Raw genomic sequence first — 15,358 nt, 5'->3', positions numbered from 1 at the left:
AGGAATTTAATTCCTCTAAAGAGCCGTTCGAGACTAGGACGTTGATAGGCAGGGTGTGTAAGCGTTGTGAGGCGTTGAGCTAACCTGTACTAATGACTCGTGAGGCTTAACCATACAACCCAGATGGGTTTTGCAAGTGGTTTTGCTTAACTGAAAGAATACAGTACTTGATTTTAGTGTGACTTAATTATTTAAAGCTTTTCAAATTTTACCAAATTAGTCTGGAAACCATAGCATTGTGGTCCCACCTGATCCCATCTCGAACTCAGAAGTGAAACGCAATTGCGCCGATGGTAGTGTGGGGTCTCCCCATGTGAGAGTAGGTCATTTCCAGGCGCCTAATACACGAATAAAGCCCTAGCAGAAAACGCTAGGGCTTTTTTCGTATATACGCTCCGCGGAGGGCTACCTCACATGCAGCCCGTAGCGACTTCGTCGATGTGGCCGTTAATTGCATCCTGCATTAACGGCATTTCCGCCATCCATGGCGGTCAGGGTCTATATTTTCGCTCTCTTTTCTGGCCGACCATGGTTGTTGGCTAAGCGCAGCTTTGCGTCTATTGAACGCGGAGGATTTATCCGTAGCTGACCATGACAGGCGCACTCCTTATTTTAAGTAGAGAAGCCACCTTCTTATACCTTATACAGAGTGGTGGCTTTTTTGCGTTTGGGAATCAGTGATATTTTGAGTGTTCAGCTCGAACTTGTTCGCATTGATATCAGGTGACCTCTCCACTTAAGCACGTACATGCAATGCTTACCCCCGATGTCGGTCGATAAATGCTCCTTCAATATCGACACTTCCACTATCTGATGTTTAGGGTTAGCAAATGCCTTGATGGCAAGAATGCCAACGAAAGACCATGACAGGCGCATTCGCTTTTATCTATAAAGCAGTGTGTCCGTTAATTACGTCCATGCATTAACCGCATTTCCGTCATCTAATGTTTAGGATTAACAAATGCCTTGATGGCAGATATGCCAAGGATAGGCCATGGCGGCATATCCGTAGCTGAGCGGGCTCCCAGCTTCGAAGACAAGCTTCTTCGCGCTACGGGTTAGCAATGTATTTTGTACATTAAGCGCAACCTCTTCGCCCTATGTGAGAGGTCTTCGGCAAAGTAATATAACTTCACCAGTGTGATGGTGTGGTGCTTGCTATTAAAAGGAAGAAGTCTTGTAAACTTACCGAGCGTACAGCTATTTGTTCTCAAGGCTGAGTTGGATGAGAGTGAGGAAGAGCCTAAGTCATCTTTAGCTTAGGCACTAAAGCCGTCTACAAGGACTGCAGCTTGTCGATTATCGGTGTATTGGCGTCAGGGAAATCATATTCGTTTAAGTTATCTAAATCTACCCATAATACTTGCTGTCCTTCCAGCCCCTCAGCAATACCTGTAAAGCTACTTACTGTATGGATGTCTAAGAGTACTTCTTTGTCAGAGTAGTCATGTGAGATCGTCATTAAGGGGCTTGTATCAATAACATTTAGGTTTACCTCTTCTCTGAGTTCTCTGATCAATGCTTGTGAACAAGTCTCATCACTTTCAACCTTGCCTCCGGGAAACTCCCATTTGCCGCCTTGGTGTAAGTGAGCGAGTCGTTTGGCTAACAATACTTGATTGTCTTTGTTAAGAATAACGCCTACGGCGACATGTATCCGTTTCATTGATTATTGATCCTTAAAGAAATCAGCTTCATCATAGCCTAAGCTATCTAGAGTTTCAGGATCAAATTCGGGTTTAACTGGAATTGCATGTTTCTCTGAGGCCCAATCACCCAAGTCAATAAGTTTACATCTATCGCTACAGAATGGCTTAAATTTGGACTCGCTGTTCCATATGACTTCTTTTTGGCAGGTTGGACACTTCACGCTTGTTGTCATGTTTAGTTCTCTTGAACAGTTTTAGTGACTTTTTAGAAACAGATCATTTTATATAGTAGATATGACAATAATACTAATTTTAAGAACAAGTGGCTAATTTGAATTCTATGCTTTTATCAGAATGTTTCTGCTGGTCGAATTGTACAAAATGGATAGCGTAACGATTTTTATGACCACTGATTGTTGGATAGCATCCTTGCTGGGAGTCTAATTTTACTCGGATTAAAGATAAGGCCTGATTACTGTTTCCTTGAAAAAAGCCCGCTGACGCTACAGCCTCTCTATATTCCGTGGTTTGTCTGGTTAGATCCAGTAGTAACTTAATGGGGACGAGTAAAGCGGTAAAATGAGAAATCCACTCAGAGTATTCATGCTGGCGAATGTCCCAGGGTTTTGCAAGCCAGTAGTGAAGCTGAGGAAGATCAAAGTTACAGCAAGCGCCCGGCATATTAAATCTTTGCCGTATAGCTGCAAGAAATCGATTGAGTTTAAGCTGGCTTCCAGGCCTCTCACAAACGCTTAGTGCTTCCCTTGCATCAGTAAGTTGGGACAAGTATGTACTTACTTGCATGGTGTCTATATGAGGAAGACTTTGCCAGTTAGAGAGTTGAAGGATCTGTTTATCAATGTCTTTTAATACTTCGCCCCGATAATCACAGCGCTCGGTTAATTCGCACAGAGAAAAAAGTGGGTAGAAACATCTATGCTGATGATCATGAGCTAAATTTGTTTGTAGTTGCTGTTCCAGATATTCTAGTCGCAAATAGCTTCTTGTTTTTTCATTTAAAGGCTGTTCATAAATTAGTTCAGTCATGGTGTTTTTTAAGCATTATTGGCTAATTTAAAATAATTATTATGTAATGTAATTACCTTCCCTTTTAGTGCCGATATCTTTCCATGATTGTCTATTACATCATCAGCTTTCGATAGCCTTTCGGCTCTGGGAGCCTGACTATCTATTATGTTTTTAATTTGTTCTGAAGAAACAGAATCTCTGTCAATTGCTCTATTCAATTGCTGTTCAGGTGAAATATCAACCAAAAGAGACAAGTTTACTAACCTATCTAAACCATTCTCAAATAGCAAGGGAGCAACCAAAATTGCGTAGGGTGAGGTGGCGGATTCAAGGTGTTTGAGGATTTTATTGCGGATCATGGGGTGCATCAGATCATTCAGCCATTGTCGTTCATCGGGTTGACTAAAAATTAGCTCTCTGAGTTTAGCCCTATTCAGGCTTTTATCCTTGTTTAGTATTGTGTCTCCAAAGTGCGCACTAATTTCATATAGTCCTTTGGAGCCGACCTCTACCACCTCCCGGGCAATAATATCTGCATCGACAAGCTCAATTCCTAACTCTGCGAACATATTGGCAACGGTTGTTTTTCCGCTACCAATACCACCCGTCAGGCCAACTATAAACTTTGACATTGATCTGTTCCTGCTTACCGTATTTCAACCAAAGGTTTTGTTCGTTACAGTGTAGAAAGGTACCAGTTAGTTATATCACTTCCCCAGATCATGGCGATCCAACCTGCTGCAGCTATATAAGGGCCGAAAGGAATAGGGTTAGTTTTATTTATCTTCTTGCTTACTATCAAGGCTATGCCAACAACAGCGCCGACTAATGATGATAGTAAAATAATGAGTGGTAACATCTGCCAACCAAACCAGGCTCCGAAAACTGCCAACAGTTTAAAATCACCGTAACCCATGCCTTCCTTCCCGGTTAATAGCTTAAACGCCCAGAAAACACTCCAGAGGCTTAAGTAACCTGCAGCGGCACCGATCATTGCATCGGTAGGTGATGTGAAAGTGCTATCTAGATTGATTAGTAAACCAAGCCAGAGTAGAGGAAGGGTCAGTTGATCAGGCAGTAACATTTCATCCAGATCGATACCGGTTAATGCAATTAAAACAAATGTCAGAACCGTAGCAAGAATGAATTCCCAGCCGGGACCAAAATGAAATGCAAGTAATGCTACAGCAAGCCCGGTCAGAAGCTCAATAATTGGATATCTGGGTGAAATACTTGTACCGCACGCAGCACATTTTCCTTTAAGCATAAGCCAACCGACAATCGGTAGATTGTGCCAAGGCTTAATGTTTGCCTTGCACTTAGGGCATGCAGAGGCTGGAATAATTAAATTGTATTTTTCCGGGTAGTTGTCTATAGGGTTGTTTAGTTGCTTCGAGATAGGAGCGATTAGCTTTTCATGGTACTCGTTTAAATACTGATTACATTCTTGTTGCCATTCACGCTTTAACATAACCGGAAAGCGGTGTATGACCACATTAAGAAAGCTACCTATGACGGCTGCAAATATAAAGCTGATAACACTGAAGAGCCAAAGGTTCTGGTTCAATATTGAGAGAAATTCTGACATTGGTTTTTTATTCTTTTATATTAGATGGTTATTAACACTTTTTTGAAAAGCTAGCCTACCACGTTACCCATTTGGAATATAGGCAAGTACATACCTACAATCAGGCCACCGACTACTGTACCGATAACAACCATCATTACAGGTTCAATTAGGCTGGACAGGCCATCGACTGCATCATCGACCTGCATCTCATAGATGTTAGCCACTTTATTGAGCATCTCATCGAGTCCGCCAGACTCTTCACCGATCATCACCATCTGAATTAACATATCAGGAAACAAACCTGTTGTGCGCATGGCGACATTCATCTGCATACCTGCCATTACTTCTTGGCGCACCTTAACTAGAGCGCTGCGATAAACATAGTTACCAGATGCTCCAGCTGCGGATTCTAAGCCGTCAATAAGAGGGACCCCTGCTGCGAAGGTCGTTGAGAGAGTTCTGGCAAATCTAGCCATAGCACCTTTATCCAGTATATCGCCAATCGCGGGAATTTTTAATACAAATTGGTCCACCCTGTTTCTAAAGTTTTGGGAGTTTAGATGAGCCTTCTTAAAGCTGAATATTATAATGATTATTGCTATGACAAAGATATACCAGGAAGCTTGCAACCAGCGAGAAATATTGACAATCATCTGTGTAAAAGCGGGCAACTCAGCGCCAAATCCTTGGAAGATACTTTCAAACTGAGGCACTACAAAAAGTAACAGTAGTGCGGTAACCAGTACCGCTACAATAACAACAGCGACAGGGTAGAACATCGCCTTCTTGATTTTAGATTTTAATGCTTCTGCTTTTTCCCGATAGGTGGCAATGCGGTCAAATACCGCATCGAGTGAACCAGAATGCTCGCCTGCGGCGACCAGATCGACATAAAGATCATCGAAAAACCGTCTGTGTGGTCGAAGTGAGTCCGATAAGGGGATACCCGCCTGAACATCGGTGACAATAGTACTCAGTAGTTCACGCATCTTAGGCTTTTCATGGCCACGACCCAGTAATTCCAGTGTTGTTACTATGGGGACACCGGCAGACAACATGGTAGCAATCTGCCTGGTCATCATGGCGATATCCATGGCTGTAATCTTTTTATCACTCTTAAAGAGTGAATTTGCCTTTTTACGGACAACTTTAGGTTTAACACCTTGTCGCTTAAGCTGACTCTTTATCTCTATTACGGAGGAACCTCTTAACTCGCCAGAGGTTTTCTTTCCGTCGCGATTAACTCCCTTCCATTCGAAGGTGAAGACCTTAGGCTGAACCTTGGCATTGGTTTTTTTTGTTTTTTTTGTTTTTTTTGTTTTGCTTGCTGTTGCCATAGCCCGTCTTCCTCTGGATTATTTCATTAGGTTTAACAAATAATGAAGTGCTTATTTCCGGCTAAATTAAAAACTCGTTACTCGATTTATTTCAGCAATGCTAGTTACGCCTTGGATGACCTTCAGTAATCCAGAGCCTCTGAGATCTCTCATTCCTTGCTCAGTGGCTTGATTGGCAATTTGTAATGAGTTGCCACCCTCCATAATAGTACGGGCTATCTCATCTGACATTCTCATCACTTCATAAATACCTACACGGCCTTTATAACCGCCGGAGCAGAGGTCACAGCCTGTAGGTTTATAAGCAGTGATGCCTGCTTCAATATCTTTTGGATTGAACCCCAGCTTTTCCAATTCGTGTTCGGGAACCTCTTCTGGTTGTTTGCACTCGGGACATAAACGACGAGCAAGGCGCTGGGCAATAATCAGATTGACTGAGCTCGCAATATTGTAGCCGGGCACGCCCATATTAATGAGTCGAGTGAGGGTCTCTGCAGCTGAATTCGTATGTAGAGTCGAGAGTACGAGGTGACCGGTTTGAGCCGCCTTAATCGCAATCTCGGCCGTTTCCAGATCTCGGATCTCCCCCACCATGACGACATCGGGGTCTTGACGAAGGAACGAACGCAAGGCTGACGCGAATGTGAGGCCGGCTTTAAGGTTGATGTGTACCTGATTTACACCTTCTAAGTTTATCTCTACCGGATCCTCAGCGGTAGAAATATTACGCTCTTCTGTGTTGAGAATATTGAGTCCGGTATAGAGAGAGACCGTTTTACCCGAACCAGTTGGGCCGGTCACTAAAATCATGCCTTGTGGCTTTGCGAGCATCTCTTCGTAAAGCTCTCGTTGATCATCTTCATAACCCAGCTTCTCAATGCCCAGCTGGGCCGAGGAGGAGTCAAGGATACGCATCACTATCTTCTCTCCCCAGATAGTGGGCAGAGTACTAACACGAAAATCGATGGATTTCGTTCGAGATAGCTTCATCTTGATGCGTCCATCTTGAGGGACGCGGCGCTCGGCAATATCCAGTTTAGACATTACTTTGAGGCGGGCCGAAATACGACCGGAAAGGTTTACCGGCGGTTCTGAGACTTCATGTAAGATACCATCAATACGAAAGCGGATCCGGTAGCGCTTTTCATAGGGTTCGAAATGAAGATCTGAGGCGCCTTTTCGTATTGCATCGGTGAGAATTTTATTGATGTAGATAACAATCGGCGCATCATCGGAGCTATCACCGCTCTGAGCATCATCGCGTTTACTGGTATCTTCGATTTCTATGCCAGCTAAAGAGTCTTCATCTATGCCGCCGATATCCAGCGCCGAGATGTCCTCTTCGAGCACCTTTTCCAATGCCTTGGTCAATTTATCATCTTCAACCAGAATTGCTTCGGCGTGTAGGCCGGCACTAAATTGAAAATCCTCTAAGGCGGCAATATTGGTTGGATCCGAGGTGCCGATATAGAGACGGTTGCCACGCTTGAACAGCGGCAAACATTTATGTTTTTCAATCAGCTTCTTATTGAGAAAATCTTCAGGAATACTGGTGATGTCAAATTCATCGAGATCCAACAGCGGCGTACCGTATTCTTCATAGCAGAGTTCCGCTATTTCTCTGGCCGAGATCATTTGCTCGCTGACTATGGTTGAAACGAGTGATTGTTTAGACTGGCGGGACTTTGTTATTGCCGATGCGATCTGCTCTTCGCTGAGCAGCTGCTTACGAATAAAAAGAGTGGATAAACCTAGATGAAGCCCTGTGGTTGGCATGCTTTGAGTTGATGACCCCTAAGTTAAAGGTGAAGAGGTAAGCATTGTACTGCCTACCTCTTAATACTATTCAAGCTTATGGAGCTGCTGCTGCGGTACATCCTTTAGGAAGGAATTGAGTGTCAACACTTGATGTACAAGTCCATACACCATCAGCACTTCTGTCTAAAGTTATTAATTTGCCATTTACCTTAGCTGCGTTGCCACCTTTCAGAGTACACAGTAGTTGCGTTGCAGCTGTAGTGCTTAAAGTACAATATGTACCAGTGTCGGCTTGCTGCCCGATGTATCCTGGATCATTCAGTACTAAAGATGGAGTAGTACCTTCAGTAGCTGCAACCTCGAAAGCGGTTTTAAGACCGGCAACTTCTTTATATCCACCACCAATTTGAGACTTTACAGTGTAATCCTGGTAAGCAGGTAGTGCAATTGCGGCGAGAATACCGATGATTGCAACAACGATCATTAATTCAATAAGGGTGAAACCCTTAGCGTTTTTCATACTCTTGTTCAAGTTAAGACCTTTCATTTTCAATCTCCAAGTGGCACCGCTTACTTTAGTTTAGTCTATGTTACTTAGCCGTGTTGCTCCTGCGCTAGCTAATCTGTCCTTAAATAAATCTTGTTACTAAGTTTCTTCGTTACCGTTTAGTTATGGTAATGATGAAGTGGTAACTAAATTCGTAATCACAACTAATCTAAAATTTGCCTGTTATGCCATATATGCTAAGTGTTAAAAGTTTGTTGTGCTATCCATTGTCGTTTCGGCAAACCGCACCTTGTGATCTCTTCCTTTATCAATTGCACATTTAAAACCGAATATGTGTCAGCTATCAGTGCACTTCAAAGGTTGAGCGTCTACCTAATGGTGAGGTTGACCGAAATGGCCATCTCGCCTAAGTCCAAAGTTAGTACAAAGTTAAGGAAAATGGAACTGGAAATTACAACAAAGTACTAATTTGACGATGAATTCGTCTAATGAATGTTGTTTTATGTTAAAAAGTTCTAACATTTTTTTGGCTGTGTATCGAAAACTGGCGCTTTGGTGAGTTGTGTCAATTTTTGGGCGTTTTCAGAATCTAAAATCCTGTCTATTTTACAGACGACAGTTTTATGTCTTGTATGAATGTTGCACAGTTGTTTTTTGCGAGGTGTAGTATGAAGCATGAGTTGTTAGAGTTGGGTTAGGTGTTTCGCACCGCTTACGATGCGAAGTACCATTCACTATATTACCTATCTCTTGTTGGCTATTTGTTACGTGTTTTTTAGTCGAAGTGATAGATCGAGCGCTCTAACATGTTTAGTCAAGGCTCCGACGGAGATGTAATCGACCCCGGTTTTAGCGTAGTTTGCAATGGTCTCAAGAGTTACATCACCGGAGACTTCCAGCTTGGTTTTATTGCCGCTCTGAGTATCGCCTAACTGGGCATAGCACTGATTATTCAACTCGACGGCTTCCAGCATCATAGTGACATCGAAGTTGTCTAACATAACTATGTCAGATCTGGCTTCCAGCGCCTGCTTTAGCTCTTGTATGCTTTCAACCTCAACCTCTACAGGTTTATTGGGTTCAAGCTCTCTGGCGGCGGAAATAGCTTTCGAAATACTGCCACAGGCCATAATGTGGTTTTCTTTAATGAGGAAAGCATCAAACAGGCCTATACGATGATTCTTGCCCCCACCACAAGTGACGGCATATTTTTGAGCCGTGCGAAGGCCGGGAATGGTTTTACGTGTATCGAGTAATTTAGTGTGAGTGCTGGCAATTTTATCTATGTAATGCTTGGTATGAGTCGCAACGCCTGAAAGTGTCTGGATGAAGTTCATTGCAGTGCGCTCGCCTGTAAGAATAGCTCTGGCTGGTCCTGATAACTCACACAATAATTGATTCGGTACTACGAGATCGCCATCGTCAACATGCCAGTGAAGCGCGACTTCACCACCTAATTGATTGAATACCTGCTCCGCCCAGGCCTTACCGCAAAAAACGCCCTCTTCGCGGGTAATTAATGTCGCCTGAGCGTATCTGTCGGCCGGGATCAGTTGGGCTGTGATGTCCGAGTTGGCCTTATCTCGTCCAGAGACAGCTGCATTATCTTGATAACCTAAGTCTTCTTCGAGTGCGGTTTTGACTGATAAACGAATGTCATTTTCCAACATACTTGATGTCCTTAATCGACTACAACTGATGAACAGATGTTGTTAAGTATAAATTTAGCTGTTTGATATAATTATAATAACAAATTTATTTTCTAAAGTAGAGAATAAGGAAAGTTGAAACCTTTGGAGCGCAGAACTAGCTCCCTGAGTGAGACGGCATTTATCTCACGACCCTTAGGCTAATTTTCTGGCTTAGTAGGTTGCTCTGTTTTTTGGGTGAAACTTGAATGACTAAATCAGCCGCTTCTCAGCTGTATAGCTTACTGATAGAGTGTATGTAAACACCAAATTAAGAGCTGAGATATCTTTGTTATGCCCTCACACATAAAAACGTCCTCCTCGGTAACTGCGCAAGAGCGTTCCCCATCGGACAATGATACTTGTCATGAAAAGCGCTGTGTCAATGGTTGGGTAAACGATGCCAGACAGTGTGAGTCGCCACATTTTAACGGCCGCCCGTTGAATGAGGTCAGCCTATTGGTTATTCATAACATCAGCCTGCCTGCCGGCTGTTTCGGTAAGCCCTATATTGACCAATTGTTTAAAGGTTGTCTGGATGTCAGTGCTGATCCCAGCTTTATAGACCTTAAGGGACTTGAGGTGTCTGCTCACTTTCTTATTCGCCGAGATGGCGAGTTAGTACAATATGTGTCATGTGATGAACGTGCCTGGCATGCCGGGGTTTCCAGTTATGGGTTCCGGGAAGGCTGTAATGATTTTGCCATTGGAATTGAACTCGAAGGGACCGATACTCAGACTTACACGGATCTGCAGTACCGGGAGCTGAAAATGTTAACCCTTGCCTTGTTTGACGCATATCCTATGCTAAATACTGATAGAGTCGTTGGCCATTGTGATATTGCGCCGGGCCGCAAAACAGATCCAGGTGAAAGCTTTGATTGGCAAAGATTTAAAAAAGATTTAACTTAAAGTGTTGAACATAAGAGATTAGATGTTGGCAATGAGATAGTGGTTATACAGCGCTTAGTATATAGTGAACTATTGTCTAAGTTATGAACGTTAATTGAAGAGTTTTAAGCTAGCTCCACCTCATGAAAGGATACTTTAAATGGCATTGTTTTCTTTATTAGTGGCGATTATTGTCGAGCGATTAAAGCTTTTGCCGAAAAGTTGGCAGCTTGAGTCGTTCTTAAGCGTTTATTCCAACAATTTTTTTGGCAAAAAGCAGCTTAATTCTAAAGTGATGATGGCTTTGGCTCTTGTGTTACCCGCCATCGCCGTTCAAGTCGCCTCATGGGCGATTGCCGGTCTATTTTGGGGCGTGTTAAGTCTAATGCTTTGGGTCGCAGTTTCAATACTCTGTTTCAGCCATCTAAAGCAGAGGCAGACGTTTAAACGTTATATGCAAGCTGCCTGCCGGGGTGACTCGCAAGCCTGTTACCACTTTGCCGAAGAGCTGGATTGTAACAGGTCAATTGAAGCCGTTTCCGAAGGGGATTTAGGCGCTAAGGTTGGTCAAAGTGTCGCTTGGTTAAATTACCGCTTCTATGGTGCTGTCGCCCTTTACCTTATCTTTTTCGGGCCCGCTGGAGCCGTTTTTTATTGCACGGTTCGGTTTTTCTCCGATGAAAACCAGCAAAAGTCACTCGAGCAGCCTCTGGTTGGGCATGTGCTCACATTACTGGATTGGCTTCCAAGCCGGGTGTTTGCATTTGGTTATGTGCTTAGCGGACAGTTTTCCCAAGCCTTTGCAAGTTGGAGAAAACTCGGTTTTAGTTTGAAATACAGTGCCCGAGAGATCGTGACTCAAGTCGCTCTGGCTGCTGAGCCAAGCCCCGAACCATCTGCTAAGCCAATTTGTGTGCAGGCTACATTAGCGCTGCTACAATTGAGCAAGCGTAACTTTATCCTTCTTCTTACCAGTTTGTCATTATTGACGATTTTTGGTGTCGTGGCTTAAATAGCTTATAACTTAGATGGTTGGAGCTCTTGTTTTAGCTGAACAAGGTCTTCCATCTAGCCTCTTAGCCATTATGGATTAGGGCAGGGCTCACTTTTCATTTGTTTGAAAGTCCTAAATATATCGATTGTATGCTGATGAGTTGAGTTTTCGGATAAGATTTTTTTATAAAATTTTTTGTGTCATCGTCCTCACCAAGAGGAGAAAGCTCTGTCGATAAGCATATGAAAATTAAAGTTCAGTGATAATGGTCAGACCCCTTCGACTGATTTTTCAGCTATGCTCACATATCGCGAGCATATATGATGTAGATCACAAGCTGGACATTCAAAATGTGATTTGATAAAGTGCGCTCAGTCGACTAAATTGGTAAGACCAATTTACAATAGGAGCTGAGGGCCATATGGCTTATAGCAAAATAAACCAGCCAAAAATTTCTGACGTCATCATGGGACAGTTGGAACAGATGATCCTGGAAGGAAGTCTCCAGCCTGGTCAGAAACTACCTCCTGAACGCGAACTTGCACTACAGTTCGAAGTTTCCCGCCCCTCATTGCGAGAAGCCATTCAAAAGCTTGAAGCCAAAGGTCTACTCTTGCGTCGTCAAGGTGGTGGCACCTATGTTAAAGAACAACTTTGGCAGAGCTTAGCCGATCCTATCGTTGAGTTGATGCATAGTGACTCTGAGAGTCAGTATGATCTGCTTGAATTTCGTCATGCTACAGAAGGCATGATGGCATATTTTGCGGCGCTACGTGGTACCGATTCAGATATGCAGAATATCAAGCGCACGATTATGGAAGTTGAAGCAGCATCTGAAATTGAACAGCAAGCGGAAGCGATTGTAAGGTTCTACCGTGCGGTTGCGGAAGCCTCTCATAACGTCGCCATGCTACACCTAGTCTTAAGTTTATCCCCTGTGCTGCATAAAAACGTGGCACAGAACCTGGAGCTTCTGAATCGAAGAGAGGAAGCCTCCACAATGGCAAACGATCATAGGCTGGCTCTGCTTGCCGCCATCGTTCGCCGAGATCCCGAAGCAGCTAGAGAAGCCTCTAATGAACACTTAAGTTACATTGAGGAAGTCATGCTGTCTGTAAGGGAAGAAGATAGCCGGTTGCAGCGTAGCCTGCGCCGTTTAAAAAGCGGTGTGTAAGCCAGGGGCTTAACACCTGAAAATATTCTGAAAATGACAATTTTCATGATGACTATTATTACTACGTATGGGGAAGGACTGCGAAATGTCTGAACATATGCTACAAGACTTAGATCCATTAGAGACCCAAGAATGGGTCGATTCTCTGCAGGCAGTACTTGAGCAAGAGGGTCCTGAACGCGCACATTACCTTCTGGAAAAGCTTATCGACAAAGCACGTCGTAATGGTACACACCTGCCTTATAAGGCGACTACAGCTTACCTTAATACGATTCCGGCAGGCCACGAACCTCATATGCCTGGCAACCAGGAGATGGAGCGTCGAATTCGTGCCATTGTTCGTTGGAATGCATTGGCTATGGTACTTCGTGGTTCTAAGAAAGACCTTGAACTCGGTGGCCACATATCTAGTTTCGCTTCAAGCGCCACTATATACGATGTCTGTTTTAACCACTTCTTCCGCGGTCCAAATGAAAAAGATGGTGGCGATCTGGTTTACTTCCAAGGCCATATTGCTCCAGGGATCTACTCACGCTCTTTCCTTGAAGGACGTTTGACTGAAGATCAAATGAACAGCTTCCGTCAAGAAGTTGATGGTAAAGGTCTGCCTTCATACCCACATCCTAAGTTAATGCCTGACTACTGGCAGTTCCCTACGGTATCTATGGGTCTGGGCCCTATCCAGGCGATCTATCAGGCTCGTTTCCTAAAGTACCTTACTGATCGTGGTTTAAAAGATTGTTCTGAGCAAACCGTTTACTGTTTCCTTGGTGACGGTGAGTGTGATGAGCCAGAGACTCTGGGTGCTATCGGTCTTGCAGCCCGTGAAGAGCTGGATAACTTGGTCTTCATCGTGAACTGTAACCTACAGCGTCTTGACGGTCCTGTACGTGGTAACGGCAAAATCATTCAAGAGCTTGAAGGCGAATTCCGTGGCGCAGGCTGGGAAGCGGTTAAAGTTATTTGGGGTCGTTACTGGGATCCATTATTGGCCCGTGATACCAGCGGTAAACTACTGCAGTTGATGGAAGAGACAGTCGATGGTGAATACCAGAACTGTAAGGCCAAAGGTGGCGCATATACTCGTGAGCATTTCTTCGGTAAGTACCCGGAAACAGCCGAAATGGTTGCTAACATGTCAGATGATGACATCTGGCGCCTGAACCGTGGTGGTCACGATCCTGTTAAGATCTTTGCTGCACTTCAGCATGCTAAAGACACTAAAGGTCGTCCAACTGTCATTCTTGCTAAAACTGTAAAAGGTTACGGCATGGGTGATGCGGGTGAAGGTAAAAACATCGCTCACAACGTGAAGAAGATGGGTGTCGATTCACTTAGATACTTCCGCGACCGTTTCAATATCCCAATCAGCGACGATCAGTTAGAAGATATTCCTTTCTATCACCCGGGTGCAGATTCGGAAGAGGTTAAATACCTCAAAGCACGTCGTGCTGAGCTACATGGTGCAATGCCTGCACGTCGTGAGAAGTTCTCTGAAGATCTTGAAGTACCATCATTGAAGATTTTCGATTCGGTACTGAAAGGTTCGAATGGCCGTGAGATTTCAAGCACAATGGCATTCGTGCGTATTTTGACTGCACTGCTGAAAGACAAGAAGATTGGTAAGCAAATTGTCCCGATTATTCCTGACGAAGCACGTACCTTTGGTATGGAAGGCCTATTCCGCCAGGTGGGTATTTACGCTCACGAAGGGCAAAAGTATGTTCCACAAGATTCAGATCAAGTGGCTTACTACCGTGAAGATAAATCAGGTCAGGTATTGCAAGAAGGTATTAACGAGCTAGGTGCAATGTCATCTTGGGTCGCAGCGGCAACCAGTTACTCTGTTAACGATACGCCAATGATCCCGTTTTATATCTACTACTCAATGTTTGGTTTCCAACGTATCGGAGACATGGCTTGGGCTGCTGGTGATATGCGTGCCCGTGGCTTCATGGTCGGTGGCACATCGGGTCGTACAACCTTGAACGGTGAAGGTCTACAGCATCAGGATGGTCACAGCCATGTATTGGCTAATACTATTCCAAACTGCGTCTCTTATGATCCTACTTACGGTTATGAGATCGCAGTAGTTGTTCAGGACGGTATTCGTCGCATGTATGGTGAGCAGCAAGAAGATATCTTCTACTACTTAACTACAATGAACGAAAACTACGAGCAGCCAGCTATGCCTGAAGGCGCTGAAGAAGGCATTGTCAAAGGTATCTACAAGCTGGAGACTGTTGAAGGTTCGGGTAAAGGTAAAGTTCAATTAATGGGTTGTGGCACCATTCTTGAACAAGTGCGTAAAGCGGCTCAGGCTTTGGCTAAAGACTTTGGTATCTCTGCAGACGTATTCAGTGTGACCAGTTTCAACGAGCTGACTCGAGATGGTCAAGCTGCAGAACGTTATAACATGTTGCACCCAACTGAAACTCCACAAGAGGCTTACATCAGTCAAGTCATCTCCAGTGAGTCTCCTGCCATTGTCGCTACCGATTATATGAAAATATATGGTGAGCAACTTCGTGCGTACGTGCCTACAGATTACAAAGTTTTGGGTACTGACGGTTTCGGCCGCAGCGATAGCCGTGACAACTTACGTCACCACTTTGAGGTTGATGCGAAATTTATCGTGATTGCATCACTTAAGTCACTTGTTGACCGTAATGAACTGCCTGTTGATGTGCTAACAAAAGCCATTAGCGAGTACGGTATCGATGTTGACAAGATCAACCCACAGTACGCGTAAGAGGGAAA

The 15,358-nt window shown here is 44.0% G+C and carries 13 protein-coding genes and 2 rRNA genes; 6 read left to right on the top strand and 9 right to left on the bottom strand.

The genetic code is table 11. From position 1 onward, the window contains the following. Positions 1-114, top strand: a 23S ribosomal RNA gene (locus EKG39_RS15010); the annotation flags it as partial. A 106-nt stretch (positions 115-220) separates the two neighbouring features. Then, a 5S ribosomal RNA gene (rrf, locus tag EKG39_RS15005) occupies positions 221-336 on the top strand. 940 nt (positions 337-1,276) lie between these two features. On the opposite strand, the gene mutT is transcribed toward rrf, so the two are convergent. From mutT to nadC, 9 genes are all read right to left on the bottom strand, one after another. Further along, positions 1,277-1,666 (bottom strand): 8-oxo-dGTP diphosphatase MutT, encoded by a 390-nt coding sequence (gene mutT / locus EKG39_RS15000; RefSeq protein ID WP_126506561.1) that lies wholly within the window; start codon positions 1,664-1,666, stop codon positions 1,277-1,279. A 3-nt stretch (positions 1,667-1,669) separates the two neighbouring features. Beyond that, positions 1,670-1,882: a DNA gyrase inhibitor YacG gene (yacG, locus tag EKG39_RS14995; RefSeq protein WP_126506559.1), complete on the bottom strand. Its 213-nt coding sequence runs from the start codon at positions 1,880-1,882 to the stop codon at positions 1,670-1,672. Between the two features lie 79 nt (positions 1,883-1,961). After that, the gene (gene zapD / locus EKG39_RS14990) at positions 1,962-2,696 is read right to left on the bottom strand and encodes a cell division protein ZapD (protein WP_126506558.1); all 735 of its coding nucleotides are present in this window, start codon (positions 2,694-2,696) and stop codon (positions 1,962-1,964) included. Between the two features lie 8 nt (positions 2,697-2,704). Then, positions 2,705-3,310, bottom strand: coding sequence for a dephospho-CoA kinase (coaE, locus tag EKG39_RS14985; protein ID WP_126506557.1), 606 nt, complete (start codon positions 3,308-3,310; stop codon positions 2,705-2,707). Positions 3,311-3,354: 44 nt separating this feature from the next. Beyond that, positions 3,355-4,266, bottom strand: coding sequence for a prepilin peptidase (locus EKG39_RS14980; RefSeq protein WP_126506556.1), 912 nt, complete (start codon positions 4,264-4,266; stop codon positions 3,355-3,357). A 50-nt stretch (positions 4,267-4,316) separates the two neighbouring features. After that, on the bottom strand, positions 4,317-5,585 hold the full coding sequence (locus tag EKG39_RS14975; RefSeq protein ID WP_126506555.1) for a type II secretion system F family protein: 1,269 nt from the start codon (positions 5,583-5,585) through the stop codon (positions 4,317-4,319). A gap of 66 nt (positions 5,586-5,651) precedes the next feature. After that, positions 5,652-7,361, bottom strand: coding sequence for a type IV-A pilus assembly ATPase PilB (gene pilB, locus EKG39_RS14970; protein WP_126506554.1), 1,710 nt, complete (start codon positions 7,359-7,361; stop codon positions 5,652-5,654). 76 nt (positions 7,362-7,437) lie between these two features. Beyond that, positions 7,438-7,890, bottom strand: a complete 453-nt coding sequence (locus tag EKG39_RS14965) for a pilin (RefSeq protein WP_126506553.1) — start codon at positions 7,888-7,890, stop codon at positions 7,438-7,440. Between the two features lie 725 nt (positions 7,891-8,615). Next, a complete protein-coding gene (gene nadC, locus EKG39_RS14960; RefSeq protein ID WP_126506552.1) occupies positions 8,616-9,521 on the bottom strand; it encodes a carboxylating nicotinate-nucleotide diphosphorylase in 906 nt (301 codons plus the stop codon). A gap of 312 nt (positions 9,522-9,833) precedes the next feature. Here nadC and ampD point away from each other — a divergent pair, with 312 nt between their 5' ends. The 4 genes from ampD to aceE all read left to right on the top strand — a co-directional run bounded on the left by ampD (position 9,834) and on the right by aceE (position 15,350). Then, positions 9,834-10,451, top strand: a complete 618-nt coding sequence (gene ampD / locus EKG39_RS14955) for a 1,6-anhydro-N-acetylmuramyl-L-alanine amidase AmpD (RefSeq protein ID WP_126506551.1) — start codon at positions 9,834-9,836, stop codon at positions 10,449-10,451. Positions 10,452-10,590: 139 nt separating this feature from the next. Then, positions 10,591-11,442 (top strand): beta-lactamase regulator AmpE, encoded by an 852-nt coding sequence (gene ampE / locus EKG39_RS14950; protein ID WP_126506550.1) that lies wholly within the window; start codon positions 10,591-10,593, stop codon positions 11,440-11,442. A 403-nt stretch (positions 11,443-11,845) separates the two neighbouring features. Further along, positions 11,846-12,598: a pyruvate dehydrogenase complex transcriptional repressor PdhR gene (gene pdhR / locus EKG39_RS14945; protein ID WP_126506549.1), complete on the top strand. Its 753-nt coding sequence runs from the start codon at positions 11,846-11,848 to the stop codon at positions 12,596-12,598. A gap of 85 nt (positions 12,599-12,683) precedes the next feature. Then, entirely contained in the window at positions 12,684-15,350 is a 2,667-nt protein-coding gene (gene aceE / locus EKG39_RS14940; protein WP_126506548.1) for a pyruvate dehydrogenase (acetyl-transferring), homodimeric type, read from the top strand. Positions 15,351-15,358 lie beyond the last annotated feature (8 nt).

This window comes from Shewanella atlantica, assembly GCF_003966265.1.
GTDB lineage: Bacteria > Pseudomonadota > Gammaproteobacteria > Enterobacterales > Shewanellaceae > Shewanella > Shewanella atlantica.
This window is presented reverse-complemented; position numbering and strand designations above follow the sequence as displayed.

What these genes read in the sequence shown, in the direction of transcription:
- mutT (WP_126506561.1), bottom strand. Translation starts at nt 1,666, where the DNA reads ATGAAACGGATACATGTCGCCGTAGGCGTTATTCTTAACAAAGACAAT.
- yacG (WP_126506559.1), bottom strand. Translation starts at nt 1,882, where the DNA reads ATGACAACAAGCGTGAAGTGTCCAACCTGCCAAAAAGAAGTCATATGG.
- zapD (WP_126506558.1), bottom strand. Translation starts at nt 2,696, where the DNA reads ATGACTGAACTAATTTATGAACAGCCTTTAAATGAAAAAACAAGAAGC.
- coaE (WP_126506557.1), bottom strand. Translation starts at nt 3,310, where the DNA reads ATGTCAAAGTTTATAGTTGGCCTGACGGGTGGTATTGGTAGCGGAAAA.
- EKG39_RS14980 (WP_126506556.1), bottom strand. Translation starts at nt 4,266, where the DNA reads ATGTCAGAATTTCTCTCAATATTGAACCAGAACCTTTGGCTCTTCAGT.
- EKG39_RS14975 (WP_126506555.1), bottom strand. Translation starts at nt 5,585, where the DNA reads ATGGCAACAGCAAGCAAAACAAAAAAAACAAAAAAAACAAAAAAAACC.
- pilB (WP_126506554.1), bottom strand. Translation starts at nt 7,361, where the DNA reads ATGCCAACCACAGGGCTTCATCTAGGTTTATCCACTCTTTTTATTCGT.
- EKG39_RS14965 (WP_126506553.1), bottom strand. Translation starts at nt 7,890, where the DNA reads ATGAAAGGTCTTAACTTGAACAAGAGTATGAAAAACGCTAAGGGTTTC.
- nadC (WP_126506552.1), bottom strand. Translation starts at nt 9,521, where the DNA reads ATGTTGGAAAATGACATTCGTTTATCAGTCAAAACCGCACTCGAAGAA.
- ampD (WP_126506551.1), top strand. Translation starts at nt 9,834, where the DNA reads ATGCCCTCACACATAAAAACGTCCTCCTCGGTAACTGCGCAAGAGCGT.
- ampE (WP_126506550.1), top strand. Translation starts at nt 10,591, where the DNA reads ATGGCATTGTTTTCTTTATTAGTGGCGATTATTGTCGAGCGATTAAAG.
- pdhR (WP_126506549.1), top strand. Translation starts at nt 11,846, where the DNA reads ATGGCTTATAGCAAAATAAACCAGCCAAAAATTTCTGACGTCATCATG.
- aceE (WP_126506548.1), top strand. Translation starts at nt 12,684, where the DNA reads ATGTCTGAACATATGCTACAAGACTTAGATCCATTAGAGACCCAAGAA.